The following is a 22,998-nucleotide window of genomic DNA, read 5'->3' as shown; positions in this document are numbered from 1 at the left end:
TTCAAAAGAACTCAGCAGCAATACTTAAAGCCTCTTATCCCAACAGAACGTCATGCTGAGCGAAGCCGAAGCATCTCTACCGCAGCACTAAAATCAATTAGTTGCGCGGTAAAGATGCTTCGACTTCGCTCAGTATGACGTTCTGCATACTGCTTTGACAATAACAAGGCTTAGTCCTTGTGCACCCGCTCCAGCAGCAGGCTGGTTCATGGGGTTGGGCGTAAGACCGCGGACGTTGTTTTGCGTTAGGCGCACTACTTCGTCGTAGTAAAGGCTGATAACCGGGCATTCCTCCACGATTATCCGGTCCATGGCCTGGTAGAGGGCCGTGCGCTTGGCTGCGTCCTGCGTACGGCGAGCTTCGTCGTAGAGCTTGTCGTAGGCCGCGTTTTTGAAGTGGGTTTTGTCGGGCCCGGCGGGGCTGAAGTTGGGGCTGTAGAACAGGGCCAGGTAGTTTTCGGCGTCGGGGTAGTCGCCCAGCCAGCTTTTGGCGAAGAAGGCCACGCGGCCGTTGTCCACTAGGTCTTGTTGAGCTGCTGATTGGTTAATGTCAATCTGCACCTGCACGCCCACATCGGCCCACTGCTTCTGCAGGTATTCGCCTATCTCCTTGCGCTCCAGCACGGTGCTCAGGCGCAGGCGCAGCGGCCGCTGCGGCCCGTAGCCCGCCGCGCGGAGCAGCTGCCGGGCCTTCTGGGGCTGGTAGGTGTAGCCCGGCACCAGCTTTTCGGAGAATGACGGCAGGGCGGCCGGCACGAAACCCGACGTGCCCGCCTGCCCCACCCGGTTCAGGATGTAGGTCAGCATCTCGGGCTTGTTCAACGCATAATTCAGCGCCTGCCGCACGCGCTTGTCACGCAGGGCCCGGCCCTGGATGGCCTGCTCCCCGGTCAGGTTCGCCGAATCGAGCTGAAAGCCCAGGTACTCGTTGTTCAGGTACGGCACTTTCTGCACCGTGAACTTGCCCTTGAAATCGTCCCGAATGGTGCCATCGGGATTCATAATTAAGTCGCGCGAGCCGGCGCGAATGCCCGAAAGGAAATCCAGCTTGCCCTGCATGAAGGTCAGGAACTCCGTTTTGCGGTCGGCCAGGAAGCTGATGGCCACGGCATCCAGGTAGGGCAGCGGGCGCCCCTGTCGGTCGCGCCGCCAGTAGGTGGGGTTGCGCTCATACAGCAGCACGTTGCCTTCGTCCCACAGCTTGAACCGGAACGGCCCGGTGCCCACCGGGTGCTCGCGGAAGTCCTTGCCATACTTTTCTACCGCTTCGTGGGGCACCACGTAGGCATAGGGCATGGTGAGAATGCCCAGAAACGGAATGAACGGCTCCTTGAGATGAATACGCAGCGTCGAATCATTGGCCGCCACGAAACAGGTGTCGCTGGGCGTACCATCGGGCTTCTCCAGCACCTTGCCCCGGAAAATCCATCCGCCCGTGCTGGCCGTAGCCGGGGCCAGAATGCGTTTGAAGGAGTAAACAAAGTCGGCCGCCTTTACTTCGCGCCCTTTGCCGCCGGGAAAAACATCGCTGTCGTGAAAGCGCACCCCCGGCCGCAGCACAAAGGTGTAGACCCGGCCATCGGGCGAAATACTGAACGTGCGAGCCAGGGCCGGGGTGGGCAGCAGGGTCGAATCCAGCTCCACCAGCCCGCTGTAGAGCTGCCCAACAGCCCACCAGTTGGCCTGGTTGCGGGCAAAAGCGGGGTCGAGCGAGGTGAGGGCCTCGGGCTGGTTGTAGCGGAACACGCGGCGCTCATCGGCGGCCGGGCGAGTTGCGTCGTGGCAGCCGCCCAGCGCCAGCAGGGCCAGCAAGGGCCCCAGCGGTTTAGCTATGCGGCTAGTCCAGCGAGCCAAAAAAGGGGGCATGCGAACAGGGAAAGAATGTATCTTTGTGCAATGCTACGGCAGGAAAGTTTCTAACGTAAGGTTTCTGGTTACTTGTTTCCGGTTTCTGGTTCCCTGAGCCGCCCGAACAACCAGACGCCAGAAACTAGAAACCAGAAACTAGAAACTAACTCCCATGGGAAAAATCATCGCGGTAGCCAATCAAAAAGGCGGGGTGGGCAAAACCACTACTTCCATTAACCTCGCGGCGTCCCTGGCCGCCCTGGACTACCGGACCCTGCTCGTCGACGCCGACCCCCAGGCCAACGCCACTTCTGGCGTCGGCTACGACCCCAAAGACATCCAGAACAGCATTTACGAATGCATGGTGGACGGCATCAACGCCCAGGACATCATCCTGCCCACCAACATTCTGCCTCACCTCGACCTCATGCCCTCCCACATCGACCTGGTGGGCGCCGAGGTGGAGATGATAAACCTGCCCAACCGGGAAGAAAAGATGAAGGAGGCCCTGCGCCCCCTCGCCGAGCAGTACGACTTCATCATCATCGACTGCTCGCCTTCGCTCGGCCTCATCACCGTAAACGCCCTCACGGCGGCTCACTCGGTTATCATCCCCGTGCAGTGCGAGTACTTCGCCCTCGAAGGCCTGGGCAAACTACTGAATACCATCAAAATCATTCAGAGCCGGCTCAACACGGAGCTGGAAATCGAAGGCATCCTGCTCACGATGTACGACGTGCGCCTGCGCCTCTCCAACCAGGTGGTAGAGGAGGTCCGGATGCACTTCCAGCAGTTGGCGTTCGACACCATCATCCCCCGCAACGTGAAGCTGAGCGAGTCGCCGAGCTTCGGCATTCCGGTCATTCTGCACGATGCCGATAGCAAAGGCTCCATCAGCTACCTCAACCTGGCCCGCGAGATTGTGGAGAAGAACAGCGTGGAAGCCCGGCCCGAGGAAACGGCTGAGGACGAGCGGATTTAGCCCAACCTTTTCATGTACACCTCCCCTGCCCATCCGTTGATTGGTATTGACCCGGAAATCCGGTTCGGGCGGGCGTGTATTATTGGAACCCGAATTAGCGTGGACGATGTGCTGGGTTGGCTGGGCAATGGGATGACCAACGCAGAAATCCTGGAAGACTTTCCTGAGCTGAACGAAGACCTGATTCGGGCCTGCCTGCGCTATGCCGCCGACCGGCAGCGCCACACGCGGCTGGTAGCTTAATGAAGCTGCTCATCGACCAAAACCTGTCTTACCGATTGGTAAGCCAGTTGCAGGATTTATTCCCCGGCACTGAGCAGGTTAAGCGGTTGGGGCTCACCGACCAGCGTGATACTGGGATTTGGGAATATGCCCGTCAAAACGAGTTTGTTATCCTTACGCAGGATGAGGACTTCCTGGATTTGAGCTTGTTGCGTGGGGCGCCACCCAAAGTAATTTTATTGCGCACCGGCAACCTGCCCACCGCGCGGGTTCTTGAGCTGCTGCAGGCTCATCAGCTGATGATTTACACGCTTCTGACGGCCGAAAGCGAGGTCCACTGCCTCCAGCTGGCTTAAAGAGTAAGCTCGTCTGGCCCGCCCGAATTTCGTGGCTTGCCCTTCGCCCAACAATCCGTAATTTTGAAGTTCCGTATGTGCCGACCTTTCGGCCAACAGGACCTTGCCGAGATGACTCCAGAGAAGAACGACGAGAAAACCACTCCGGCCACGGCCGCACAGCCCGTGCCCAAGCGTAAGATTGGCGGCCTGGGACGGGGCCTGAATGCCCTGATTGAAGGCAGCTACGAGAAAAAGGGCGACCGCCCCGGGCCCAGCGACCGGCTGGTGTCGCATCCCGTCAATTCGGTGGGCTTTATTTCGGTCGAGCACATCGAAGCCAACCCCTACCAGCCCCGCACGCACTTCGACCAGGAAGCGCTGCAGGAACTGGCCAACAGCATTAAAATCCAGGGCATTATCCAGCCCGTGACCCTGCGCCAGCTCGGCACCAACGCCTACCAGGCGATTTCGGGCGAGCGGCGCCTTCAGGCCTCCAAGCTGGCGGGCCTGGAAACCATTCCGGCCTACATCCGCAAGGCCGACGACCAGCAAATGCTGGAAATGGCCCTGATTGAGAACATTCAGCGCGAAAACCTGAATGCCATCGAAATCGCCCTCAGCTACCAGCGCCTGCTGAGCGAGTGCAACCTGCGCCAGGAAGAGCTGGGCGACCGGGTGGGCAAAAACCGCTCGACCGTGACCAACTACCTGCGCCTGCTGAAGCTGCCGCCCGATGTGCAGATAGGCCTGCGCGACGCCGAAATCAGCATGGGCCACGCCCGCGCCCTCATCGGCATCGACGACCCGAAGGCGCAAGTGGAGCTGTTCCGCAAGATTGTGGCCGAAGAGCTGTCCGTGCGCCGGGTAGAAGAATTGGTACGCGGCGGTTATGGCCGGCAGAACCAAAACACTGGGGATGAAACCAATGGCGCCAGCCCGGCAGCACCGGCCCACCAGGTGGTGCCCGCCGCCGAGCTGCGCCGCACCGAGCGCCACCTCACCGACCGGTTTGGCTCGCGCGTGCAGGTGCGGCCCGGCCCCAAGGGCAGCGGCGAAATCAAAATTGCCTTCGACTCGGTGGAGGACATGCAGCGCATTCTGCACATTCTGCACCCCTCCTGAGCCACGCCAGCGGGTCATTAGCAAGCCTTTGCGGTTTCGAAGCTCGTTCTTCGAATATAATGGGCGGCTTATGTGCGAATCCCCGGGCGTTTTCCGTTAGCAGGTCTGCTATGAAAAAATCGTATACCCACGTCGCGGCGCTGTTGGTTCTGGTCGGCTTGCTGCTGACGGGCAATAGCGGCTGGGCCCAGGTTTTCGACCCCACCACGCCCGCCGTGGTGCGCCCCGATACCACCGAGCGCCGCGAAGAGGTGATTACGCCCGAAGCGAGAAAAAGCAAAGCAGCTGCCGATTCGGCCAAGCGCACCGAGCACATGTTCCGGGCCTTCGGCTACGAAGGCATTCGCCTGACGCGGCCGGGCAAGGCGGCGCTGCTGTCGGCGCTTATGCCTGGGGCGGGCCAGATATACAACCGGCGCTGGTGGAAGCTGCCGCTGGTGTACGGCGGCTTGGGCGGCGTGGTGGGCGGCGAGATTTTTATCAGAGCCGCTACAAAGAGTACGTGAATGGCTACGAGGCCCGGACCGACAACAACCCGGCAACCGTTGACAAAGGGAAGCGCTCAAGTCTGGAACGCAGCCCGGGGGCCGTAAAAAGTGGAATCGTTTTCTACCGCGGCTATCGCGACATTTTCTACCTCTACATCGGCATTGCCTATACCCTACAAGTGGTAGATGCCTTGGTAGATGCGCACCTTCGGGACTTCGATGTGAACGAAGACCTGAGCTTCCACTGGGAGCCTACGCTGATGGCCACTCCGGGTCAGGCGCAGGCCCTGCCCACCAACCCGGGGGTGATGTTCGCCCTGCGGTTGAAGTAAAAACAGCTATTTGTATCTGAATTTCAGCTCAACTTTCCATCCATCTGCAAAACAAGTCTTCCCGGCCGCGCTCCCACAGCCAACGGCTGGTAATTGCATCAAGCTCTACCTTATGAAAATTCTACTCATCGGCTACGGTAAAATGGGCCAAACCATCGCGGCCCTGGCAGCTGAGCGCGGCCATGAGATTGCCGGCATCGTGGACCTGCACGCCAGCCAGCTCAACATCAGCGACTTTACGCCTGCCACGGCCGATGTAGCCATCGAATTCACGCACCCCGACTCGGCACTGGCCAACATCACGGCCTGCCTGCGCCAGGGTATCCCGGTGGTGTGCGGCTCCACGGGCTGGCTGCACCACTTCGAAGAAGCCAAGGACCTGACCAAAGAATTGAATGGCAGCCTGTTCTACGCTTCCAACTACAGCGTAGGCGTGAATCTGTTTTTCCATTTTAATGAGTACATGGCCGCCAAAATGCACCAGTTTGGCGGCTACGACGTGTCGGTCCGGGAAATCCACCACACCCAAAAAATCGACCAGCCCAGCGGCACGGCCCTCACTACGGCCGAGGGCATCATCCGCCATTTCCCCTCCAAGACCAGCTGGCGCAACGAGCCGGCCGTTGCCGATTCGGAGCTCGCCATTCTCAGCGAGCGGACCGGCGATGCCGTGGGCACGCACATTGTCACGTACACGTCGGCCGTCGACCTTCTGGAGCTTAAGCACGAGGCGCACAGCCGCGAAGGCTTCGCGCTGGGCGCTCTGCTGGCCGCCGAGTGGCTGCCGGGCCGCAAGGGGGTATTTGGAATGAAAGAGTTACTGGATTTGTAATTGCCCCAACATCTGCGGTTGGCGGCGGGGCCTGCTGGCTTTCTGCTGCGTTTCTTTACTTGATTTTCATTGCCAGGCCCAAGCTTGCTCCCCATGTCACTGCTCAAAACCGACCGCACCACCGCCCCCAAAGCGCCGAAGACAAAAACCCGCGAATGGGCCGATTCGCTGATTTTTGCCATTGTGGCGGCCACGCTCATCCGTTGGGCCACGTTTGAGGCCTACACCATTCCATCGCCCAGCATGGAAAACTCGCTGCTGGTGGGCGACTACCTGTTTGTGAGCAAGCTGCACTACGGCCCCATCACGCCCCAGACGCCGCTGCAGGTGCCGCTCACGCACCAAACGGTGTGGGGCACGGGCCTCAAAAGCTATTCGGAGCTGATTCAGCTGCCCACCTACCGCCTGCCGGGCTTCTCGGAAATCAAGCGCAACGACGTGGTGGTGTTTCACGTGCCCCACGAGTCGCAGTACCCCGCCGACTTGCGCACCAACTACATCAAGCGCTGCGTGGCTGTGGCCGGCGACACCCTCGAAATCAAGGATGCTCAGGTGTACCTCAACGGCAAGCCCGGCGAGACGCCGCCCGGCCTGGAAACGACTTACTTCATGCAGGTTGACAACCCCAACGACGAGGTAACCGCTGCCCTGCGCGCCCAGGGCGTGGTCGATTACGACCAGCCCGGCGGCGTCCCGCAGGCCGTAACTGGGCCCGATGGCAAAGTGGGCTACGCCATCAGCTGCACCGTGGCGGCGGCCGACTACTTCCGCAAGCAGTCCTACGTGCGGAACATGACCGTGATTCAGCCGCAGGTACAGCTGTTCCCGGATGTTGCCGACTTCCGCAACTCCGGCGCCATGAGCGCCACGCCTCGCGGTTGGACCTTGGACAACTACGGCCCCCTGCCCATTCCCAAGAAAGGCCAGACCATTACGCTCACCCCCGGCAACGCGGCTATCTATTACAAAATCGTAGCCCGCTACGAGCACAACGAAGGCATCACCTGGCAGAACGGCATGATTTACCAGAACGGTAAAATGCTCAGCAGCTACACCGTGAAGCAGAACTACTACATGATGATGGGCGACAACCGCCACAACTCCGAAGACTCACGCTTCTGGGGCTTTGTGCCCGAAGACCATGTCGTGGGCAAGGCCGTGCTTATCTGGCTATCCGTCGACCCCAACGCCGACTTCTGGCATAAAATCCGCTGGAACCGTTTGTTCAATATCATTCATTGAGGCCGGAACCTCACCCCCGGCCCCGGTTCGCTTAATGCGCGAAGCCAAAAGAGAGGGGAGCCTGACGAAAATATGATAGCAAAAAAGCCCCGGCTCAATATTGAGCCGGGGCTTTTACTTTGTTCAGGGTTGAGCTAACCCTTGTGCCGTGGCTCCCCTCTCCGCGGGAGAGGTGCCACACGGAAGATGTTGAGCTACCACTCTATCGGCGTCAGCCCTTTGCTCTTGAGCCAGGCATTGGTCTTGCTGAAGGGCTTGCTGCCGAAGAAACCCTTGTCAGCCGCAAAGGGCGAGGGGTGTACCGATTTAATTATCAGGTGCTTCTTTTCATCGATGAGCTCCGACTTCTTGCCCGCGTACGCTCCCCACAGGATGAATACCACGTGCTCCTTTTCCTCGGAAATTTTGCGGATAACCGCATCGGTGAACTCCTCCCAGCCTTTTTTCTGGTGCGACGCCGGCTCGCTAGCCCGTACGGTGAGGGTGGCGTTGAGCAGCAGCACACCCTGGTGCGCCCAGCGGTCGAGGTTGCCATTGTTGGCGGGCGGCGTACCCGGAATGTCTTCCTGCAGCTCCTTGAAAATATTCTGGAGCGACGGCGGCGTGCGCTGCCCGTCCTGCACCGAAAACGACAAGCCGTGCGCCTGATTGCGCCCGTGGTAGGGGTCCTGGCCCAGAATCACCACCTTCACCTGGTCGAACGGCGTGGCCTCAAAGGCATGAAAAATCTGGGGCCCGGCGGGGTAAACGGTAGCCGTGGCGTACTCACCTTTCACAAAAGCAATTAGGCGTTGGAAATAAGGTTTTTCAAACTCGTCGGCCAACACGGCCCGCCAGCTTTCGGCTATTTTTACCATCGAAATATTTTGAGAAAATAAGTGGGCATTTGCGGCGTTGAACCGTAACTTTTGCGTAAAACCAATTCTGGAGGGCGACTGTTACGCCCACAGCTATCCATCAGCCTAAGCTCCGGAGACCTATGCCCACCACCACTACGCAAGGCGTCACCGTTTCGGTTACGACCAACTACTTGCCCGACTATTCCAGCCCAGGCCAGGAGCACTTCGTGTTTGCCTATAAAATCGATATTCGCAACAACAGCGAGTTCACCGTGAAGCTGTTGCGACGACATTGGCACATTCACGATGCCAACGGTGTGGTGCGCGAAGTGGAGGGCGAAGGCGTAGTGGGCCGCCAGCCCGTACTCGAGCCCGGCGAAGCCCACCAGTACGTGAGCGGCTGCAACCTGAAGTCGGGCGTGGGCAAAATGTGCGGCACCTACCTGATGGAGCGCCTCGCCAACGGCCAGGAATTCTCGGTCGAAATCCCCGAATTCACCCTCATGGTGCCTTACCGGCTCAATTAATATCCTTTCGGAGAATAGCGGGCGGCCGTGCGACCTTTGTGGTTCGCATTGCCGCCCGCTACTTGTTTCAACTCCTCGCTTACCTCCGCTTCTGGCTTCGTTCGGGCAATGCCCACGGGCTGCATTCGCCTTTTGTCTTCGGCCTCTACACTTCCGTGGTGCGGCACACGGGCACCTTCGGGGCTTACGCGCCTATCGAAGCGCGGCGCCGGCAGTTGCTCAGCAGCTCGGCCAGCATCAGCGTCACCGACTTTGGGGCGGGCTCTCACACCGGCGCGGGCACCCAGCGCCGCGTCGCCGACATTACCCGCACGGCGGCCAAGCCCGCGCACTTAGCTCAACTGCTGTTTCGGCTGGTCAATTATCTGCGGCCGGCCACCGTGCTGGAGTTGGGCACTTCGCTGGGCCTCACCACGGCCTACCTGGCGGCAGCCGATTCCCGCCACCGCGTCGTCACGTTCGAAGGCTGCCCCAACGTGGCCGCCGTGGCCCGCGAAACCTTCGCCTCGCTGCAGCTGCGCAATATTGAAATCATCGAAGGCAACATCGACCACACCCTCGCTCCTGCCCTCTCCGGCCTTGCTGCTCCCGTGGACTTTGCTTTTTTGACGGCAACCACCGCTACGAGCCCACACTGCGCTACTTCGAGCTTTGCCTGGCCCACCGCACCGATGAGTCAGTTTTTGTCTTCGACGACATTCATTGGTCGGCCGATATGGAACGCGCTTGGGAGGTTATCAAAGCCCACCCGGAGGTAACCATGACGGTGGACCTGTTCTACATTGGGCTGGTGTTCTTCCGGAAAAATCAGCCCAAGCAGCACTTCTGGCTGCGCACCTGACCCGCGAAAGCGTTACAGGTTGGCAATTGCCTTCCTCACCATTTCCTCTCGGGTAGGTCGCTCGGCACCGCGCATGGCCAGCACGAACTCGGCCAGCCGCTGGGCATCGACATCGAGATAGGTCAGGGTGAGGTTCAGCTCCTGGAACCCGAGCTGCTTCCCGAAGCTGGCTACGCCCTGCCGGAATTTGTTTTTCCGACGGGAAGGCTCAAACACTTCGTCAACGATTAAGCAGATGATGTGCTGCTTATGCACTTGGGCCAGATACACGTCCTGAATAATCTCCCAGTTGATAAACTCGTGGTGCGTCGTTCGGTCGAAAATCCCGAATTCGTTAATAATTATCTGCGGACGACGGTCGAGCAATTGATAAATACCAACGGGAAAACCCAGCCCGAAAAACACGATGCTCAGCCAAGCGACCCAGTGTGGCGCATCGGGTCGCCCCAGCATAAAGTACCCAATCCCCACAAAAAGCAAACACCCCAGCATCAGCTTAATCGATACCCACGGGGATTTATACAGCTTTAGCTCAATCATTGCCGTTTTTACCGTTCCGACAGAAAACCAATTTGTTTATAGCTTCTACAGTTAAGCACACTATTTTAGCGAACCGCCTCTCGCACCCGCGTCAGCTTCACCATCAGGGCTTCTAGCTGGTCGAGGGGCAGCATATTAGCCCCATCGGACAGGGCGGTGGCGGGCGTGGGGTGCGTTTCGATGAACAGGCCGTCGGCGCCTACGGCGATGGCGGCTTTGGCAATGGTTTCGATGAGGGCGGGCTGGCCGCCGGTCACGCCGCTGCTCTGGTTGGGCCGCTGCAGCGAGTGGGTCACGTCCATCACCACGGGCACCTGGAACTCGCGCATGGCGGGCAGGTTGCGGAAGTCCACTACGAGGTCGGAATAGCCGAAAGAGTTGCCGCGCTCGGTGAGAATGACGTGGTTGTTGCCCGACTGGCGCACTTTGTCCACGGCAAATTTCATGGCCTCACCACTCAGGAACTGGCCTTTTTTGATGTTAACTACTTTGCCAGTTTCGGCCGCGGCAATCAGCAAATCGGTCTGGCGGCACAGGAAGGCGGGAATTTGCAGCACGTCCACATACTCAGCGGCCAGCGCGGCCTCGGCCGACTCGTGAATGTCAGTTACAGTAGGCACCCCGATTTCGCGCCCTACTTTCTGGAGGATGCGCAGGGCCGTTTCGTCGCCGATGCCGGTGAAGGAGTCGATGCGCGAGCGGTTGGCTTTGCGGTACGAGCCCTTGAAAATGAACGGAATCTGGAGCTTGTCGGTGATGTGCTTGATGCGCTCGGCAATGCGCAGGGCCATGTCTTCGCCCTCAATAACGCAGGGGCCGGCCATGAGAAAGAACTGGCCGGAATTGGTGTGGCGAAAATGCGGAAGGGTGTTGGCGAGGGCGGCTAGCATAGAAAAAGGCGATGGCGCAAAGCGTGCGCTTCGCATGTAAGAGAAATTGAGCTAAACAGCGCGGCCAGCGTGCTGGCTTCGCTACGAGGGAAATTATTTTTCTTCAGGCAAATAAACAGCTCTCGCCCCTGCCGGGGTTTGAGCGAATTGGTAGCCGTTTCAAAATGCCGGAACTCGAAATACGGCGCAAAGTAGGCACGGTACTCCTCCCTGGTGCCGCCAAAAGGCGGCTCCTGCGTCGGACCAAAATCGGTATCGAACAACAGCCCCATGAGGGTGCCGCCGGGCCGCAGCAGCGCCGCGCATTGCCGGGCATAAGCCGGCCGCAAGGTGGGATTCAGGGCGCAGAAAAACGTTTGCTCCACTATCAGGTCGTATGGCTGGGCCGTGGAAAGCGCAAAGAAATCAGCCCGCAAGAGGTGTTCGGCGGGAAAATCGGGCACGCGGGCGGCCAGGGCTTCCAATGGCTCGGGGGCCAGGTCGGCCACGAAGATGTGCTGGAAGCCGAGCCGGTGCAGGTACTCGGCCTCGTAGGCCCTGCCGGCACCGGGAATCAGGATGCGCGGCTGCTGGGCTACGTCGAGCTGGTCGAAATACGCCTGCAGCGGCGGCGTGATGGCGTGGGCATCCCAGCCGTCGCGGCCAGTGGCGTAACGCTCTTGCCAGTAGGCGGCATCGAAGGCAGAAAAAACCGAATCCATTGCGTCAAAGTATAGGGAAAACTTGCCAGGGGACGGAAGTCCCCTATTTTTACGCCCAAAGGTAAGCGCCGCACTACGGCGGGCGCCTTCAAAATCTTACGCTTTTCTCGTTTAATCATTACCGCATGGACCCAAACGAAACCCCCGAACCCCGTTCCAATAACAGCCGCGTGCTCCTCTGGGTAGCCCTCGTGCTCGTGCTGCTAGGCATCAACGGCGTTCTGTTTTATCTGAACCAGCAGAAAGGTCAGAAAAATGAGGAATTGACCACGGAAGTAAAAGCCAAAGACAGCAAGCTCCAGGAACAAATCAAGCAATACGAGACCCTGAAGGCCGATTTTGAGCGCCAAAGCCAGGAGCTGCAGGCCCTGGGCCTAAGCAACGACTCGCTCGAAGCCAAGATTGCCGGCGTCAATGCCGACCTGCTCAAGCTCCGTTCGTTCAAAGCCGGCAGCTTCTCCATCGCCCAGCAAAACCTCTTCAAGACGCGCGCCGCGAACCTGGAAAGCCAGCTGCGGAAGAAAGACGACGACATTGCCGCGCTTAAGAAGGACAACGAGACGCTCTACACCGAAACGACCACGCTGAAGGAGCGCCAGAACAAGCTGACCGACACCATCAGCACCATTGCGCGCACCAACCAGGACTTGTCAGAGAAGGTGAACGTGGCCTCGCGCCTGCAGTCCGAAAACATCCAGGTGGCAATTATCACCAACAAGAACAAGGAGAAGGACGACGACAAGGACGAGTTTAAGGCCAAGCGTGTCGAGAAAATCAAGGTGTCGTTCAACCTGGCCCGCAACGACGTGTCGCCCAAGGAAACCAAAGCCATTTACATGCGCATCCTCGAGCCCGATGGCGCGGCGCTCTACAACCTGAGCACCGGCGGTGGCACCTTCACCGTGGACGGCCAGGAGTCGTTCTACACCCAGAAGCAGGACGTGGTGTTCGACAACACCAAGCAGAAGCTGGACTTTGTGTATGCCAAAGGTGCTGACTACAAGAAAGGCCAGCACACCGTGGAGCTATATGAAAGCGGCCGCTGATGGGCAAAACCACTTTCACCCTGAAATAGTTAGTATTACCCCAGTGGCTACAAAAAAGCCGCTTCAGCTAGCTGAAGCGGCTTTTTTGTGTGCGCAACCTGCTTGCTTTATTGGGCCGCGTCCACCAGGCTTTCGAACTCGTCGAGCTTGGCCAGCGTGGCCGAAATGTCCTCCGTCAGGAGGGTAATTACGGCGCCTTCCGGCGCACTTTCGAGCACGTAGTCGATGGACTCCATCTCGTCCTCAATGTAGGTAATGGGCAGGTCGGGCTTGTCGAGTCGCAGGCCGCGCTCCATAATTTCGCGCAGGAATTCGGCGCTCTTGCCGCGCAGGTCGTCGTTCTGGCGCAGTACCACTTCATCGAAGATGCGGCCCGCAATGCGCGCAAAGTTCAGCGTGTCCTCGTCGCGCCGGTCGCCCAGCCCCGAAATCACGCCGATTTTGCGGGTGGCCGTGGTGGCCTCCATAAACTCCGCAAATTTGGTGATGCCCGCCGTGTTGTGGGCATAGTCCACGATGACTTCGAACTTCGGAAACTTGTAGGAGTTCATCCGGCCCGGCGTCTTCGAGCCCGAAGGCACAAAGGTGCGAAGGGCTGTTTTGATGTCGTCGCGCTCGAATCCGGCCAGGTAGCCGGCCAGGGCCGCCGCGAGGCTGTTCTCGATGTTGAAGCCGGCCCGGCCCCCAAACGTGATGGGAAACTCGGCGGCGCGGTCGATGCGCAGCTTGTAGCTGTTTTTGTAAATGGTGATGTAGCCTTCCTCGTACACGGCAGCCACCCCGCCGGCTTCCACGTGTTCGAGAATGCGGGGTTGTGCTCGTCCATGCTAAACAGGGCCACGCGGCAGTCCACGGTTCGGGCCATGGCGTACACCAGGTCGTCGTCGGCGTTAAGCACGGCCCAGCCATTTTTGCGCACCGTGCGGGGCAGCACCCCTTTCACCGCCGCCATTTCTTCTACCGTGTGAATGTCGCGCAGGCCCAAGTGGTCGGCCGCTACGTTGGTAACTACCGCAATGTCGCAGGTAGTGAAGCCCAGGCCGGAGCGCAGCATGCCGCCGCGAGCCGTTTCCAGCACGGCGTAGTTCACGGTGGGGTCTCTCAGCACGAATTCGGCACTGACACCGCCCGTGCAGTCGCCGGTTTGCAGCTGCACGCCCTGAATGTAAATGCCATCGGTAGTCGTAAAGCCTACTTTGTAGCCCTTGCTGGCCACCAGATGCGCAATGAGGCGCGTGGTGGTGGTTTTGCCGTTGGTACCCGTCACGGCAATGATGGGAATGCGGGCCGTGGAGCCGGGCGGAAACAGCATGTCGACCACCGGAGCGGCCACGTTGCGGGGCAAGCCTTCGGCCGGTGAGATGTGCATCCGGAAGCCCGGCGCGGCATTCACCTCAATCACGGCGCCGCGGCTCTCGTTGAGCGGCACGGCAATGTCGGTGGCCATGAGGTCGATGCCGCAGATGTCAAGGCCCACGATGCCGGCCACCCGCTCGGCCAGCAGCACGTTGTAGGGGTGCATCTGGTCGGTCACGTCGGAGGCCGTGCCGCCGGTGCTGATGTTGGCGGTGCTCTTCAGGTACAGCGTTTCGCCGGCCGGCAGCACCGACTTCAGCGTCAGGCCTTTGCTCTTGAGAATGTCGAGCGTGTGCTTGTCGGCCTTGATGGCGGTGAGCACCTTTTCGTGGCCCACGCCGCGCCGCGGGTCTTTGTTCACCTCGTCAATCAGGTGCTGAATGGTGCTGATGCCATCGCCGGTTACGGCAGCGGGCGTGCGCTTGGCCGCGGCCACGAGCTTGCCGTTCACCACCAAGAGCCGGAAGTCGAACCCTTCGATGAATTGCTCTACAATAACCGCCCGGGAGTACACCTGGGCGGCTTTCAGGCCCTCCGCGGCGTCTTTCCAGTTCATGATGCGGATGGTGGCGCCCTTGCCGTGGTTGCCGTCGAGCGGCTTGGTCACGATGGGGAAGCCCAGGCTCATCGATGGCATCGCGCAGGCCGTCTTCCGAGTACACGGTGGTGCCGCGGGGCACGAGCACGCCCGCATCTTTCAGCATGTCTTTGGTCCGGTTCTTATTGCCGGCCACTTCTACCCCGGCGTGCGAGGTGTAGCTGGTGGTAGTGGCCCAGATGCGCTTCTGGTTGACGCCGTAGCCCAACTGGATGATGTTGCTGTTTTTGAGCGCGATGTAGGGAATGTTGCGCGAGGCCGCTTCGGCCACGATGCTGTAGGTGCTGGGCCCGATGAATTCTTCTTCCCGGATTTCGTGAAGCTCGTCGATGATGGGCTTCAGCTCAACTTTCTCCTTTTTGCAGGCCGCCTCCACAATCTCCACGGCCGCCTCGATGGCCCGGCGGCCGGCGCGCTCCTCCTGGTAGGCAAACACCACGTACTCCACGCCCTCTTCCCGGGCCGGGTACGACTTGCCCCAGTACACCGGCATGCCGGCCAGGCGCTGCAGCTCCAGGGCAATGTGGTAGATAACGTGGCCCAAGGGCTCGCCGTCGTTGAGCTGGTCCAGGTCCAGGGGCGGGCGCTTGGCCAGCTGCTTGCCGCCGCTCATGCCGTTGGGCTGCGGCTGGCCGATGTTGGGGAACAGCTTCATCAACCGGCCGCCCAGCCCAGGCACCGTATTCGACCACTTCCCGGCGAATTCTTCCAGGTCAACTTTGGCAACAATAAGCTTGGTGTGTTTTACCGACCAGTAGCTTGGTCCGCGCATGGTGCGCAGGTCAATAATTTTCATATTCAGAAAGAAGAGGCGTTTGGAGCCGCGTACGTAAGTACGTCGGGCTTGGCTGCTAAATTTAGGCATTAAAGCGGCTAAAACGCTTAGTTTCCTTTTCCCACAGTTTGCTTTGGCCACAAAAAAGCCCCGAATGCGCTGAGCAAACGGGGCTTCTTCCTTGGTAATCAGAGGTGACGGGCGGATTCGAACCGCCGTAGGAGGTTTTGCAGACCTCTACCTAGCCACTCGGTCACGTCACCAGTAGTGGTCTTTTGGGAGCGCAAAGGTAAGCAGCCGGTTTGGGGTGGGCAAGGCAAAAGCACAAAAAAGCCCCGGCGTTGCGGCCGGGGCTTTTTCCTTATGCGAAGCTAAGCGTTAGGCTTTGGCTTCGTCGTCCTTTTTGTCGGCGTCGTCACCAGCAATCAGGTCTTTGGCTTTGTCAACCAAGTTGCCGGCTACATCTGAAGCTTTTTCGAAAGCAGCAGAGTGGGTTACGGCGTCTACAGCGTCGGTTGCAGCGTGCTTCACTTTGTCGAAGGTTTCGGTGTTCGAAACAGCTTCGGCAGCGTCAGCGGCTACTTCCTTCACTTTGTCGAAGGCAGCGGTAGCAGCACCGGCGATGCCAGCGAGCAAACCACCTTCTTCAGCAGCGGGAGCTTCTTCGGCCTTAGCAGCCTTGGCCTTAGGAGCCTTGGCAGCAGGAGCTTCTTCAGCAGCGGGCTTGGCAGCAGCAGCGGCAAGCTTCTGCTCACCGGCCTTGCGCTCGTTGCCCATCATCTGGTCGCGCAGGGCGCTCAGGGCGTCGAGGTCGCCGAGGGTCGACTTCTCGTCGTTCTTCTTCAAGTCGCTGATTTTGCCTTCACCCTGGGGCTCGCCCGCTTTGGTGTTGGTTTTCTTCTTGAACTTGGCGTTGCGGCTGTCGTCTTCTGCAGCAGCTTCTTTGTTGAAGATAGCCGTGTGCGACAGTACAATGCGACGGTCATCCTTCGAGAACTCGGTTACGCGGAAGTCCAGCTGCTCGCCGTTCTCGGCGCTCGAGCCGTCTTCCTTCACCAACGACTTGGGGTAAGCGAAGCCCTCGATGCCGTACGGCAGCTCGAGTACTGCGCCACGCTCCGACTTCTCGGTGATGGTAGCCTTGTGTACCGAGCCGGGGGTGAACACCGTCTGGAAGGTATCCCAGGGGTTCTCCTCGAGCCTGCTTGTGGCCCAGTGCCAGGCGACGGGCGCCCAGGTCCAGCTCCAGAACAACTACATCCAGCTTGTCTCCCACCTTCACCATTTCCGATGGGTGCTTGATTTTCTTGGTCCACGACAGGTCCGACACGTGCACGAGGCCGTCTACACCTTCTTCCAGCTCAACGAACAGGCCGAAGTTGGTCAGGTTGCGCACGAGGCCGCTGTGCTTGGTGCCCACGGCGTACTTGTCGCCGAAGTCGCCACGCGTCCAGGGGTCTTCGGTGAGCTGCTTGATGCCGAGGCTCATCTTGCGGTCTTCGCGGTCGAGCGTCAGAATCTGCGCTTCTACCGTGTCGCCCTGCTTGATGAAGTCCTGCGGGTTGCGCAGGTGCTGGCTCCAGCTCATTTCCGAAACGTGGATGAGGCCTTCTACGCCCGGTACCACTTCCATGAAAGCGCCGTAGTCGGCCACGTTCACGATGCGGCCCGATACTTTCGAACCCGGCTGCAGGTCGGCGGGCAGCGAATCCCATGGGTGGGGAGTCAGCTGCTTCAAGCCCAGCGAAATACGCTTCTTGGCTTCGTCGAAGTCCAGAACCACGATGTTCAGTTTCTGGTCCAACTGGAGTACTTCGCTCGGGTGAGCGATGCGGCCCCACGAGATGTCCGTGATGTGCAGCAGACCGTCGACACCGCCGAGGTCGATGAACACGCCGAAGTTGGTCATGTTCTTAATGTTGCCTTCCAGAATCTGGCCTTTCTCCAGGTTGTTCAGGATGGCCTCACGCTGCTTCTCGAGGTCTTTCTCGATGAGTACTTTGTGCGAAACCACTACGTTGTCGAAAGCGGAGTTGATTTTCACAACTTTCACTTCCATGCGACGGCCAACATAAATATCGAAGTCGCGGATGGGCTTCACGTCGATTTGCGAGCCGGGCAGGAAGGCTTCTACGCCGTCGAGCTCCATGATGAGGCCGCCTTTGGTGCGACGCTTCACTACGCCTTCGAGGATGGTATCCAGCTCGAGGGCATCGTAAATGGCCTTCCAGGCCTGCTTGATTTTAGCTTTCTTGCGGCTCAGGATGAGCTGGCCGTTGGCATCTTCCTGGTCTTCGATGAACACCTCTACCTCGTCGCCGATTTTCAGGTCGGGCAGGTCGCGGAATTCGGTAATCGACACCAAGCCATCGGATTTGAAGCCGATGTTCAGGATTACGTCGCGGTCGGTGATGCCAACCACGGTGCCCTTCACTACTTCTTCTTCCTGTACGGTCGTGAGCGTGTCGCCGTACATTTTCTCCATCTCGGCACGCTGGTCAGCCGAGTAGTTTCCACCAAAACCGGTGGCTCCGACATTATCCCAGTCGAAATCGTCAATCAATTCTGCCATAAATAGCTGTTGGGCACCTCTTGGATAAACGTAGCGGCCGATGCCCGGGCCATTACGCGGTTCTTGTTGAACACCTTGCCGTTGTGGAGCAAGGCCCGCCACCCTGGCGGGGCCGCAAAGGTAGGAATTTTAGGGCGTTTTTGCTAACAACAATCACCTTAGGTTGAGCTGGAATAGCCACTATTGGACCATTGGGCCCTTTATAAGCTGGCCTGGACGATTATATCACCAAGGTTACCGGGCGGCGATGGGAGCAATGCAGCCTGTTTTTTGAAGCAAGCCCATTCGCATTCTCGCTCTGAAAGCAGAAGCGCACTACGAATGCTACCTGGAATGGGACTGGTTTGCCTTGGTAGATGGCTGGCAAGAAGCTTAATGAAACTGGCTCCAAGGCGCGGATTACTTCATTGCCCAGCGTAGTGCTCGAAGCATTGGTGACCTTTCCATCTACCACATTTCCCTTCTCATCAATTTTAACAGTGACAATGACAGTCCCCGAAGTACGGGCGCGCATATCCCCCATCGGATAACGCAGTCGCCGCTGTAGCACCGAAAGAACTTCTGATTTGCTCCCAATCAGGCGCGGGGCACGACTCGGGTGCACTAGCTGCCACCTGCCATCTATTTGCACCAAGTACCGACTTGTATCAGGCCGTACATATTGAGCCCGACCGGAATCATAATCGAAGCGCAACCCTAGGTCTTTGCCATCATAATATTCCCATACCCCCACGGGCTTTTTGTCTTTCAGTTTACCCCGTTGTGACTGGCCTTGAGCTAAAAGTGGATGAAATAATATGGCAGACAGGAATGCACAGAGTATCAAACGCAGCATAAATGACAAGAACGAGGGGTAGTAATTAGTGAAAATCGTCGCAACCTACTCGCTTATTGTCGCAAGTCATAATCTTAACCACACCCAGAACAACTTCACCTAGCGCCATGTAGTAGAGAAAGAAGTTTATTCATCTATAACTCCTCTCACGCATGGCCATCCTAAAAGCAGGAACCGATACCGCCGGGCATCCGGTGAACATTTTTTACGAAGACTGGGGCCAGGGCAACCCCGTGGTGCTGATTCACGGCTGGCCGCTCGACCACACCATGTGGGAACACCAGATGGTGGAGCTGCCCAAGCACGGCCTGCGCGTGGTGGCCTACGACCGGCGCGGTTTCGGCAAGTCGTCGCGGCCTTGGACGGGCTACGACTACGACACGCTGGCCGCCGACCTCAACGCCCTGCTCGAAGAACTGGACCTGAACAACGTAACGCTGGTGGGCTTCTCAATGGGCGGCGGCGAAATAGCCCGCTACATCGGCACTTACGGCGACGCCCGCATTGCCCGGGTGGCCTTCGTCAGCGCCGTGACGCCGTTCATGCTCAAAACCGACAACAACCCCGAAGGCGTGCCGCAGAAGGTATTCGATGGCATGGCAGATGCTATGAAAAAGACCGGTTCGACTTCCTGCAAACCTTCGCCAAGAGCTTTTACGGCGTGGGCATGATAAGCCACCCCGTGAGCCAGGGCGTGCTGGATTGGAACTTCACGGTGGCCTCGCTCGCCGCGCCAAATGCCACGCGCGATTGCGCCACGGCCTTTTCCAGCACCGATTTCCGGGCCGATTTGCAGGAAATAAAGGTACCCACTCTGGTGATTCACGGCGACGAAGACGCTACCGTGCCCATCGAGGCCAGCGGCGCCCGTACCGCCAAAATGATTCCGCAGGCGGAATACAAAGTGTACAAAGGCGCGCCCCACGGCCTGTTCTTCACCGACAAAGACCAGCTGACGGTGGACTTGCTGGCATTTGCCGGGAGGTAATGAATTAAGAACGTCATGCTGAGCGCAGTCGAAGCATCTCGCCTGTGGTAGTAACTCAATCGTTGAACGATGAGAGCGAGATGCTTCGACTGCGCTCAGCATGACGTTTCTAATTAAAAAAGCCCCGACGCAGCTGCGTCGGGGCTTTTGTTTATCAGTTTAGCTCAATTTAGGCGGCGCGGCCCATCTGGCGGAGGAAGCCGACGTGCGAGGCGATGGCCGAGCGGGTGTGACGGTAGTTGTTGTACGTCACGTCGAACTCGCTGCATACCTGCTGCACAATCTTGCTGATGGCGGGGTAATGCACGTGCGAAATCTTGGGAAACAAGTGGTGCTCAATCTGGAAGTTGAGGCCGCCCACGAGCCAGCTTACCACTTTGCTGTCGGTAGCAAAGTTGGCCGTGGTGCGCACCTGGTGGATGGCCCACTCGTCTTCGAGCTTGGCCGTGACGGGGTGAGGAACCGGGAAGGCCGCATCCTCTACGGTGTGGGCCAGCTGGAACACCATGCTGAGCACCAGCCCGGCTACCGACGTGCTGAGCAAAAAGCCCGCGAGCCACGGCAGGAAACCAACCATGTAAATGGGCAGAGCCACGTAAAGCACCAGGTTCAGGGCCTTAAAACCCCAGAAGCTCACGTGCTCACCGGTGTTCATGGGCTTGAGGCCGATGGCACCGATTTGGCGGGTGAAGTACTTCTGGTAGTCCATGGCAAACACCCAGGACAGGTAGAGCAGGCAATACAGCACCCAGAAATAGAAGTGCTGGTAGCGGTGCAGCGCGTGCTTGGGCTGGTCGGGCGTCATGCGCATCCAGGGGCGGATGTCGATGTCGTCGTCGTGGCCGTCAATGTTGGTGTAGGTGTGGTGGATGAGGTTGTGCTTGGAGTTCCACATGTAGGGACTGCCGCCCAGCACACCCAGCGTGTACGCGGCCAGCTTGTTCATCCAGGAATAGCGCGAGAAGGTACCGTGGGCGCCGTCGTGCATCACGTTGAAGCCAATGGCGGCGATGGTGCAGCCGGCCAGCACGCATTCGAGCAGGGCCCAGCCCGTGGCCGGCGTAAAGAACACCAGGTGCACGTAGAAGGCCACCAACAGGCCCACCAATAGGATGGCTTTTATCAGGAGGCTGGTATCACCCGTCATTGGCCGGCCCGTCTCCTCAAAGTATTGATTAATGCGAGTTTTTAGCTCGGTATGAAAGGAGCGGGTAGCAGCGAATCTGGGTAAGGCCATGGGCGGGATGATGGGGGAGAAAGCACAAAGGTACCCTTCCCCAACGGCGCACGGTCCAACTTAGTTTAAACTTACTGCTCAGCTCAATTCAGATAGGCGTGCCAATTCTGGTCGATGGTGCCCGCCGAGAGCTTGAGAAAGCCGGCCAGCGTGGGCTTCTTGGGCTGCTGCCGAATGGCGAGCCCGGCCTCGTGGGGCGTGCGGTGGCCCTTGGCGTGGTTGCAGCGAGCACAGGCCGTGAGCAAGTTAGTCCACGACGACTCGCCGCCACGTGAGCGCGGCACCACGTGGTCGAGCGTCAGGTTTTTGGTTGAGCCGCAGTACTGGCACTCGAAATGGTCGCGCTTAAAAATATTGTGGCGGCTCAGCGCTATTCCTTTGTAAGGCACGCGCACATAGCGCTGCAAGCGGATGATGCTCGGCTTGGGATAGGCGTGGGAAATGGTGCGCAAGGTGCCGTGCTCCGACTTGGCCACCATTTCAGCTTTGTCGAGGTAGAGGAGCACAAACGCCTTTTGCACGCTGCACAGGGTGATGGCGGTATAGTCGCCATTCAGCACTAACACTTTTTGGTCCATACACGCTTTTGGGCTCGGATAACCCGCCGAAAGCTAGCGGTTTCCAAGCAAATAAACAAGCGGTATTGGGTTAAGTTCAGTGAAGCGGAGGACTGAAAAAAGAACGTCATTCAGAGCGCAGCCAAGGGCACCTCACCCCGGCCCCTCTCCCGCGGAGAGGGGAGCCAAGGCATAAAGGTTAGCTCAATTTTAAAGAGAAAGCCAAGCTCAAAATTGAGCTTGGCTTTCTCTTTCGGATTACTATAACGTCAGGCTCCCCTCTCCGCGGGAGAGGGGCCGGGGTGAGGTTTACGCGAGAGGTTTCGCTGCGCGCTGCATGACGGTCAACCAGAATGACAGCTCAATGGCCCTCCCCTACTCCGGCAGCAGGCGCTTGAGCAGGCGCAGCTTGTGCGAGTAGCGCTGCCGGTCGCGGTTGTAGATGCCGTTGTGGTCGAGGGGGTCGAGGCGCACTTCGCCGTGGGCGTGCAGGATTTGGCCTTCATCCATCACCATGCCCACGTGCACGATGCGGCCTTCGGCGTTGTCGAAAAAGCTAGGTCACCGGGCTTGGCCTGGGCCACGAAGTGCACGGGCTGGCCATGGTCAATCTGCTGACGGGCGTCGCGCGGGAGCTGAATGCCGACCATGCCGTAGAGCTGCTGGCACAGGCCCGAGCAGTCGAGCCCGAAGACGCTTTTGCCGCCCCACACGTACGGCGCCTTCAGATACAAAAGGGCCATTTTGCGCAGCAGCGCGGCCTGGCGTACCGGGTCGGGCGCCGCGGCGGGGTTGGTAGCAGCGCCGTTGAAAAAGAACTGCCGGTGGCCGAGGCGCAGGTTCATGCCGTCGAAAAACGGCAGGCGACTGCCCAGCGTGAGCGGGATTTTGGTGGTGGCATCGCTCACGGCCTGTACCACGTCGAGCACGCGCGGGTGGTCCTGAGCGCACCAATCGTTGTAGTATTCCGTCGAAACGGGCGTGTGCTGCTTGGCATCCATCCAGCCCACGTAGCCGTCGGCGGCAAGCTGCACCTGCAGCCAGCTTTCCTGGGTGACCAGCACCTGGTAGCACTCGCCAAAAATGAGTTGGGTAACCAGGCTCGGCCCGGTCGTTGGGCTCAGCGCGGGCGGGGACAGCGCTCAGGGCGCAGATACCGGGATTCAAAAGAGTGACGGAGTGAAAAAGTGACGGAGTAGCGAGTGACTGAGTGCCAGAGCGACTAAGTGATTTATGGCAAAGAAAATTATTGCAAAGAAAAGCGAAAGCCCGATGCGGCCCGACGACTGA

At 59.0% G+C, this 22,998-nt stretch carries 27 protein-coding genes, 1 tRNA gene and 1 pseudogene; 14 read left to right on the top strand and 15 right to left on the bottom strand.

The window, feature by feature from the left end; genetic code table 11:
* Window positions 1–129 precede the first annotated feature (129 nt).
* On the bottom strand, window positions 130–1,866 hold the full coding sequence (locus ACFQT0_RS12060; protein ID WP_380203038.1) for an ABC transporter substrate-binding protein: 1,737 nt from the start codon (window positions 1,864–1,866) through the stop codon (window positions 130–132).
* Window positions 1,867–2,020: 154 nt separating this feature from the next.
* Between ACFQT0_RS12060 and ACFQT0_RS12055 the strand changes: the two genes are divergently transcribed.
* The 8 genes from ACFQT0_RS12055 (at window position 2,021) to lepB (ending at window position 7,406) form a co-directional block, all read left to right on the top strand.
* Window positions 2,021–2,830 (top strand): ParA family protein, encoded by an 810-nt coding sequence (locus tag ACFQT0_RS12055; RefSeq protein ID WP_380203036.1) that lies wholly within the window; start codon window positions 2,021–2,023, stop codon window positions 2,828–2,830.
* 12 nt (window positions 2,831–2,842) lie between these two features.
* A complete protein-coding gene (locus ACFQT0_RS12050; RefSeq protein WP_380203034.1) occupies window positions 2,843–3,073 on the top strand; it encodes a DUF433 domain-containing protein in 231 nt (76 codons plus the stop codon).
* A complete protein-coding gene (locus ACFQT0_RS12045; RefSeq protein ID WP_380203032.1) occupies window positions 3,073–3,408 on the top strand; it encodes a DUF5615 family PIN-like protein in 336 nt (111 codons plus the stop codon). Before ACFQT0_RS12050 ends, ACFQT0_RS12045 begins: the two co-directional genes overlap by 1 nt.
* Before the next feature lie 111 nt (window positions 3,409–3,519).
* On the top strand, window positions 3,520–4,512 hold the full coding sequence (locus ACFQT0_RS12040) for a ParB/RepB/Spo0J family partition protein (RefSeq protein ID WP_380203030.1): 993 nt from the start codon (window positions 3,520–3,522) through the stop codon (window positions 4,510–4,512).
* 110 nt (window positions 4,513–4,622) lie between these two features.
* Window positions 4,623–5,018: a DUF5683 domain-containing protein gene (locus ACFQT0_RS12035; protein ID WP_380203028.1), complete on the top strand. Its 396-nt coding sequence runs from the start codon at window positions 4,623–4,625 to the stop codon at window positions 5,016–5,018.
* The gene (locus tag ACFQT0_RS12030; protein WP_380203026.1) at window positions 5,015–5,332 is read left to right on the top strand and encodes a DUF5683 domain-containing protein; all 318 of its coding nucleotides are present in this window, start codon (window positions 5,015–5,017) and stop codon (window positions 5,330–5,332) included. The genes ACFQT0_RS12035 and ACFQT0_RS12030 overlap by 4 nt, the downstream gene beginning before the upstream one ends.
* Before the next feature lie 112 nt (window positions 5,333–5,444).
* Window positions 5,445–6,164: a 4-hydroxy-tetrahydrodipicolinate reductase gene (gene dapB, locus ACFQT0_RS12025; RefSeq protein ID WP_380203024.1), complete on the top strand. Its 720-nt coding sequence runs from the start codon at window positions 5,445–5,447 to the stop codon at window positions 6,162–6,164.
* A 93-nt stretch (window positions 6,165–6,257) separates the two neighbouring features.
* Complete coding sequence (lepB, locus tag ACFQT0_RS12020; protein ID WP_380203022.1) at window positions 6,258–7,406, top strand: signal peptidase I; 1,149 nt, start codon at window positions 6,258–6,260, stop codon at window positions 7,404–7,406.
* Window positions 7,407–7,600: 194 nt separating this feature from the next.
* Here lepB and ACFQT0_RS12015 read toward each other — a convergent pair whose 3' ends face one another.
* Complete coding sequence (locus ACFQT0_RS12015; RefSeq protein WP_380203020.1) at window positions 7,601–8,263, bottom strand: uracil-DNA glycosylase; 663 nt, start codon at window positions 8,261–8,263, stop codon at window positions 7,601–7,603.
* A gap of 122 nt (window positions 8,264–8,385) precedes the next feature.
* On the opposite strand from ACFQT0_RS12015, the gene apaG reads away from it, so the two are divergent.
* From apaG to ACFQT0_RS12000, 3 genes are read left to right on the top strand one after another with little or no spacing between them, the layout of a single operon-like run.
* On the top strand, window positions 8,386–8,772 hold the full coding sequence (gene apaG / locus ACFQT0_RS12010; RefSeq protein ID WP_380203018.1) for a Co2+/Mg2+ efflux protein ApaG: 387 nt from the start codon (window positions 8,386–8,388) through the stop codon (window positions 8,770–8,772).
* A gap of 38 nt (window positions 8,773–8,810) precedes the next feature.
* On the top strand, window positions 8,811–9,530 hold the full coding sequence (locus tag ACFQT0_RS12005) for an O-methyltransferase (RefSeq protein ID WP_380203016.1): 720 nt from the start codon (window positions 8,811–8,813) through the stop codon (window positions 9,528–9,530).
* Window positions 9,488–9,613, top strand: coding sequence for a hypothetical protein (locus tag ACFQT0_RS12000; RefSeq protein ID WP_380203014.1), 126 nt, complete (start codon window positions 9,488–9,490; stop codon window positions 9,611–9,613). Before ACFQT0_RS12005 ends, ACFQT0_RS12000 begins: the two co-directional genes overlap by 43 nt.
* A 12-nt stretch (window positions 9,614–9,625) precedes the next feature.
* Here the strand turns inward: ACFQT0_RS12000 and ACFQT0_RS11995 are convergent, their stop codons facing one another.
* From ACFQT0_RS11995 to ACFQT0_RS11985, 3 genes are all read right to left on the bottom strand, one after another.
* Entirely contained in the window at window positions 9,626–10,153 is a 528-nt protein-coding gene (locus tag ACFQT0_RS11995) for an STM3941 family protein (protein ID WP_380203012.1), read from the bottom strand.
* 65 nt (window positions 10,154–10,218) lie between these two features.
* The gene (gene kdsA / locus ACFQT0_RS11990) at window positions 10,219–11,043 is read right to left on the bottom strand and encodes a 3-deoxy-8-phosphooctulonate synthase (RefSeq protein ID WP_380203010.1); all 825 of its coding nucleotides are present in this window, start codon (window positions 11,041–11,043) and stop codon (window positions 10,219–10,221) included.
* A complete protein-coding gene (locus tag ACFQT0_RS11985) occupies window positions 11,037–11,744 on the bottom strand; it encodes a methyltransferase domain-containing protein (RefSeq protein ID WP_380203008.1) in 708 nt (235 codons plus the stop codon). Before ACFQT0_RS11985 ends, kdsA begins: the two co-directional genes overlap by 7 nt.
* Window positions 11,745–11,869: 125 nt before the next feature.
* Here ACFQT0_RS11985 and ACFQT0_RS11980 point away from each other — a divergent pair, with 125 nt between their 5' ends.
* Entirely contained in the window at window positions 11,870–12,790 is a 921-nt protein-coding gene (locus ACFQT0_RS11980; RefSeq protein ID WP_380203006.1) for a hypothetical protein, read from the top strand.
* Between the two features lie 107 nt (window positions 12,791–12,897).
* Here the strand turns inward: ACFQT0_RS11980 and ACFQT0_RS11975 are convergent, their stop codons facing one another.
* The 6 genes and pseudogenes from ACFQT0_RS11975 to ACFQT0_RS11950 form a co-directional block, all read right to left on the bottom strand.
* The gene (locus ACFQT0_RS11975; protein WP_380203004.1) at window positions 12,898–13,371 is read right to left on the bottom strand and encodes a glutamate ligase domain-containing protein; all 474 of its coding nucleotides are present in this window, start codon (window positions 13,369–13,371) and stop codon (window positions 12,898–12,900) included.
* The gene (locus ACFQT0_RS11970) at window positions 13,338–14,102 is read right to left on the bottom strand and encodes a Mur ligase family protein (RefSeq protein WP_380205995.1); all 765 of its coding nucleotides are present in this window, start codon (window positions 14,100–14,102) and stop codon (window positions 13,338–13,340) included. Before ACFQT0_RS11970 ends, ACFQT0_RS11975 begins: the two co-directional genes overlap by 34 nt.
* A 409-nt stretch (window positions 14,103–14,511) precedes the next feature.
* Window positions 14,512–15,540, bottom strand: coding sequence for a cyanophycin synthetase family protein (locus tag ACFQT0_RS11965; protein WP_380203002.1), 1,029 nt, complete (start codon window positions 15,538–15,540; stop codon window positions 14,512–14,514).
* A gap of 171 nt (window positions 15,541–15,711) precedes the next feature.
* Window positions 15,712–15,782, bottom strand: a tRNA-Cys gene (locus ACFQT0_RS11960).
* Between the two features lie 502 nt (window positions 15,783–16,284).
* Window positions 16,285–18,091 (bottom strand): annotated as a pseudogene (gene rpsA, locus ACFQT0_RS11955) (30S ribosomal protein S1); the annotation flags it as partial.
* 220 nt (window positions 18,092–18,311) lie between these two features.
* Window positions 18,312–18,926, bottom strand: a complete 615-nt coding sequence (locus ACFQT0_RS11950; RefSeq protein WP_380205994.1) for an energy transducer TonB — start codon at window positions 18,924–18,926, stop codon at window positions 18,312–18,314.
* A 152-nt stretch (window positions 18,927–19,078) separates the two neighbouring features.
* On the opposite strand from ACFQT0_RS11950, the gene ACFQT0_RS11945 reads away from it, so the two are divergent.
* A complete protein-coding gene (locus tag ACFQT0_RS11945) occupies window positions 19,079–19,597 on the top strand; it encodes an alpha/beta fold hydrolase (protein WP_380203000.1) in 519 nt (172 codons plus the stop codon).
* Window positions 19,594–19,914 carry an alpha/beta fold hydrolase gene (locus ACFQT0_RS11940; RefSeq protein WP_380202998.1) on the top strand — a complete coding sequence of 107 codons (321 nt, stop codon included), beginning with the start codon at window positions 19,594–19,596 and terminating at the stop codon, window positions 19,912–19,914. The genes ACFQT0_RS11945 and ACFQT0_RS11940 overlap by 4 nt, the downstream gene beginning before the upstream one ends.
* Before the next feature lie 169 nt (window positions 19,915–20,083).
* Here the strand turns inward: ACFQT0_RS11940 and ACFQT0_RS11935 are convergent, their stop codons facing one another.
* The 4 genes from ACFQT0_RS11935 to ACFQT0_RS11920 all read right to left on the bottom strand — a co-directional run bounded on the left by ACFQT0_RS11935 (window position 20,084) and on the right by ACFQT0_RS11920 (window position 22,772).
* Window positions 20,084–21,151 carry a fatty acid desaturase family protein gene (locus ACFQT0_RS11935; protein WP_380202996.1) on the bottom strand — a complete coding sequence of 356 codons (1,068 nt, stop codon included), beginning with the start codon at window positions 21,149–21,151 and terminating at the stop codon, window positions 20,084–20,086.
* An 83-nt stretch (window positions 21,152–21,234) separates the two neighbouring features.
* Window positions 21,235–21,729, bottom strand: a complete 495-nt coding sequence (locus tag ACFQT0_RS11930; protein WP_380202994.1) for an HNH endonuclease — start codon at window positions 21,727–21,729, stop codon at window positions 21,235–21,237.
* A 354-nt stretch (window positions 21,730–22,083) separates the two neighbouring features.
* Window positions 22,084–22,236, bottom strand: coding sequence for a hypothetical protein (locus ACFQT0_RS11925; RefSeq protein WP_380202992.1), 153 nt, complete (start codon window positions 22,234–22,236; stop codon window positions 22,084–22,086).
* On the bottom strand, window positions 22,218–22,772 hold the full coding sequence (locus tag ACFQT0_RS11920) for a C40 family peptidase (RefSeq protein WP_380202990.1): 555 nt from the start codon (window positions 22,770–22,772) through the stop codon (window positions 22,218–22,220). Before ACFQT0_RS11920 ends, ACFQT0_RS11925 begins: the two co-directional genes overlap by 19 nt.
* Between the last annotated feature and the right edge of the window lie 226 nt (window positions 22,773–22,998).

Origin of the sequence: Hymenobacter humi (assembly GCF_042665855.1) — a bacterium.
Classification (GTDB): Bacteria; Bacteroidota; Bacteroidia; order Cytophagales; family Hymenobacteraceae; genus Hymenobacter; species Hymenobacter humi.
Note: the sequence above shows the minus strand (reverse complement) of the source record. Positions and strands in the feature narration are given on the sequence as shown.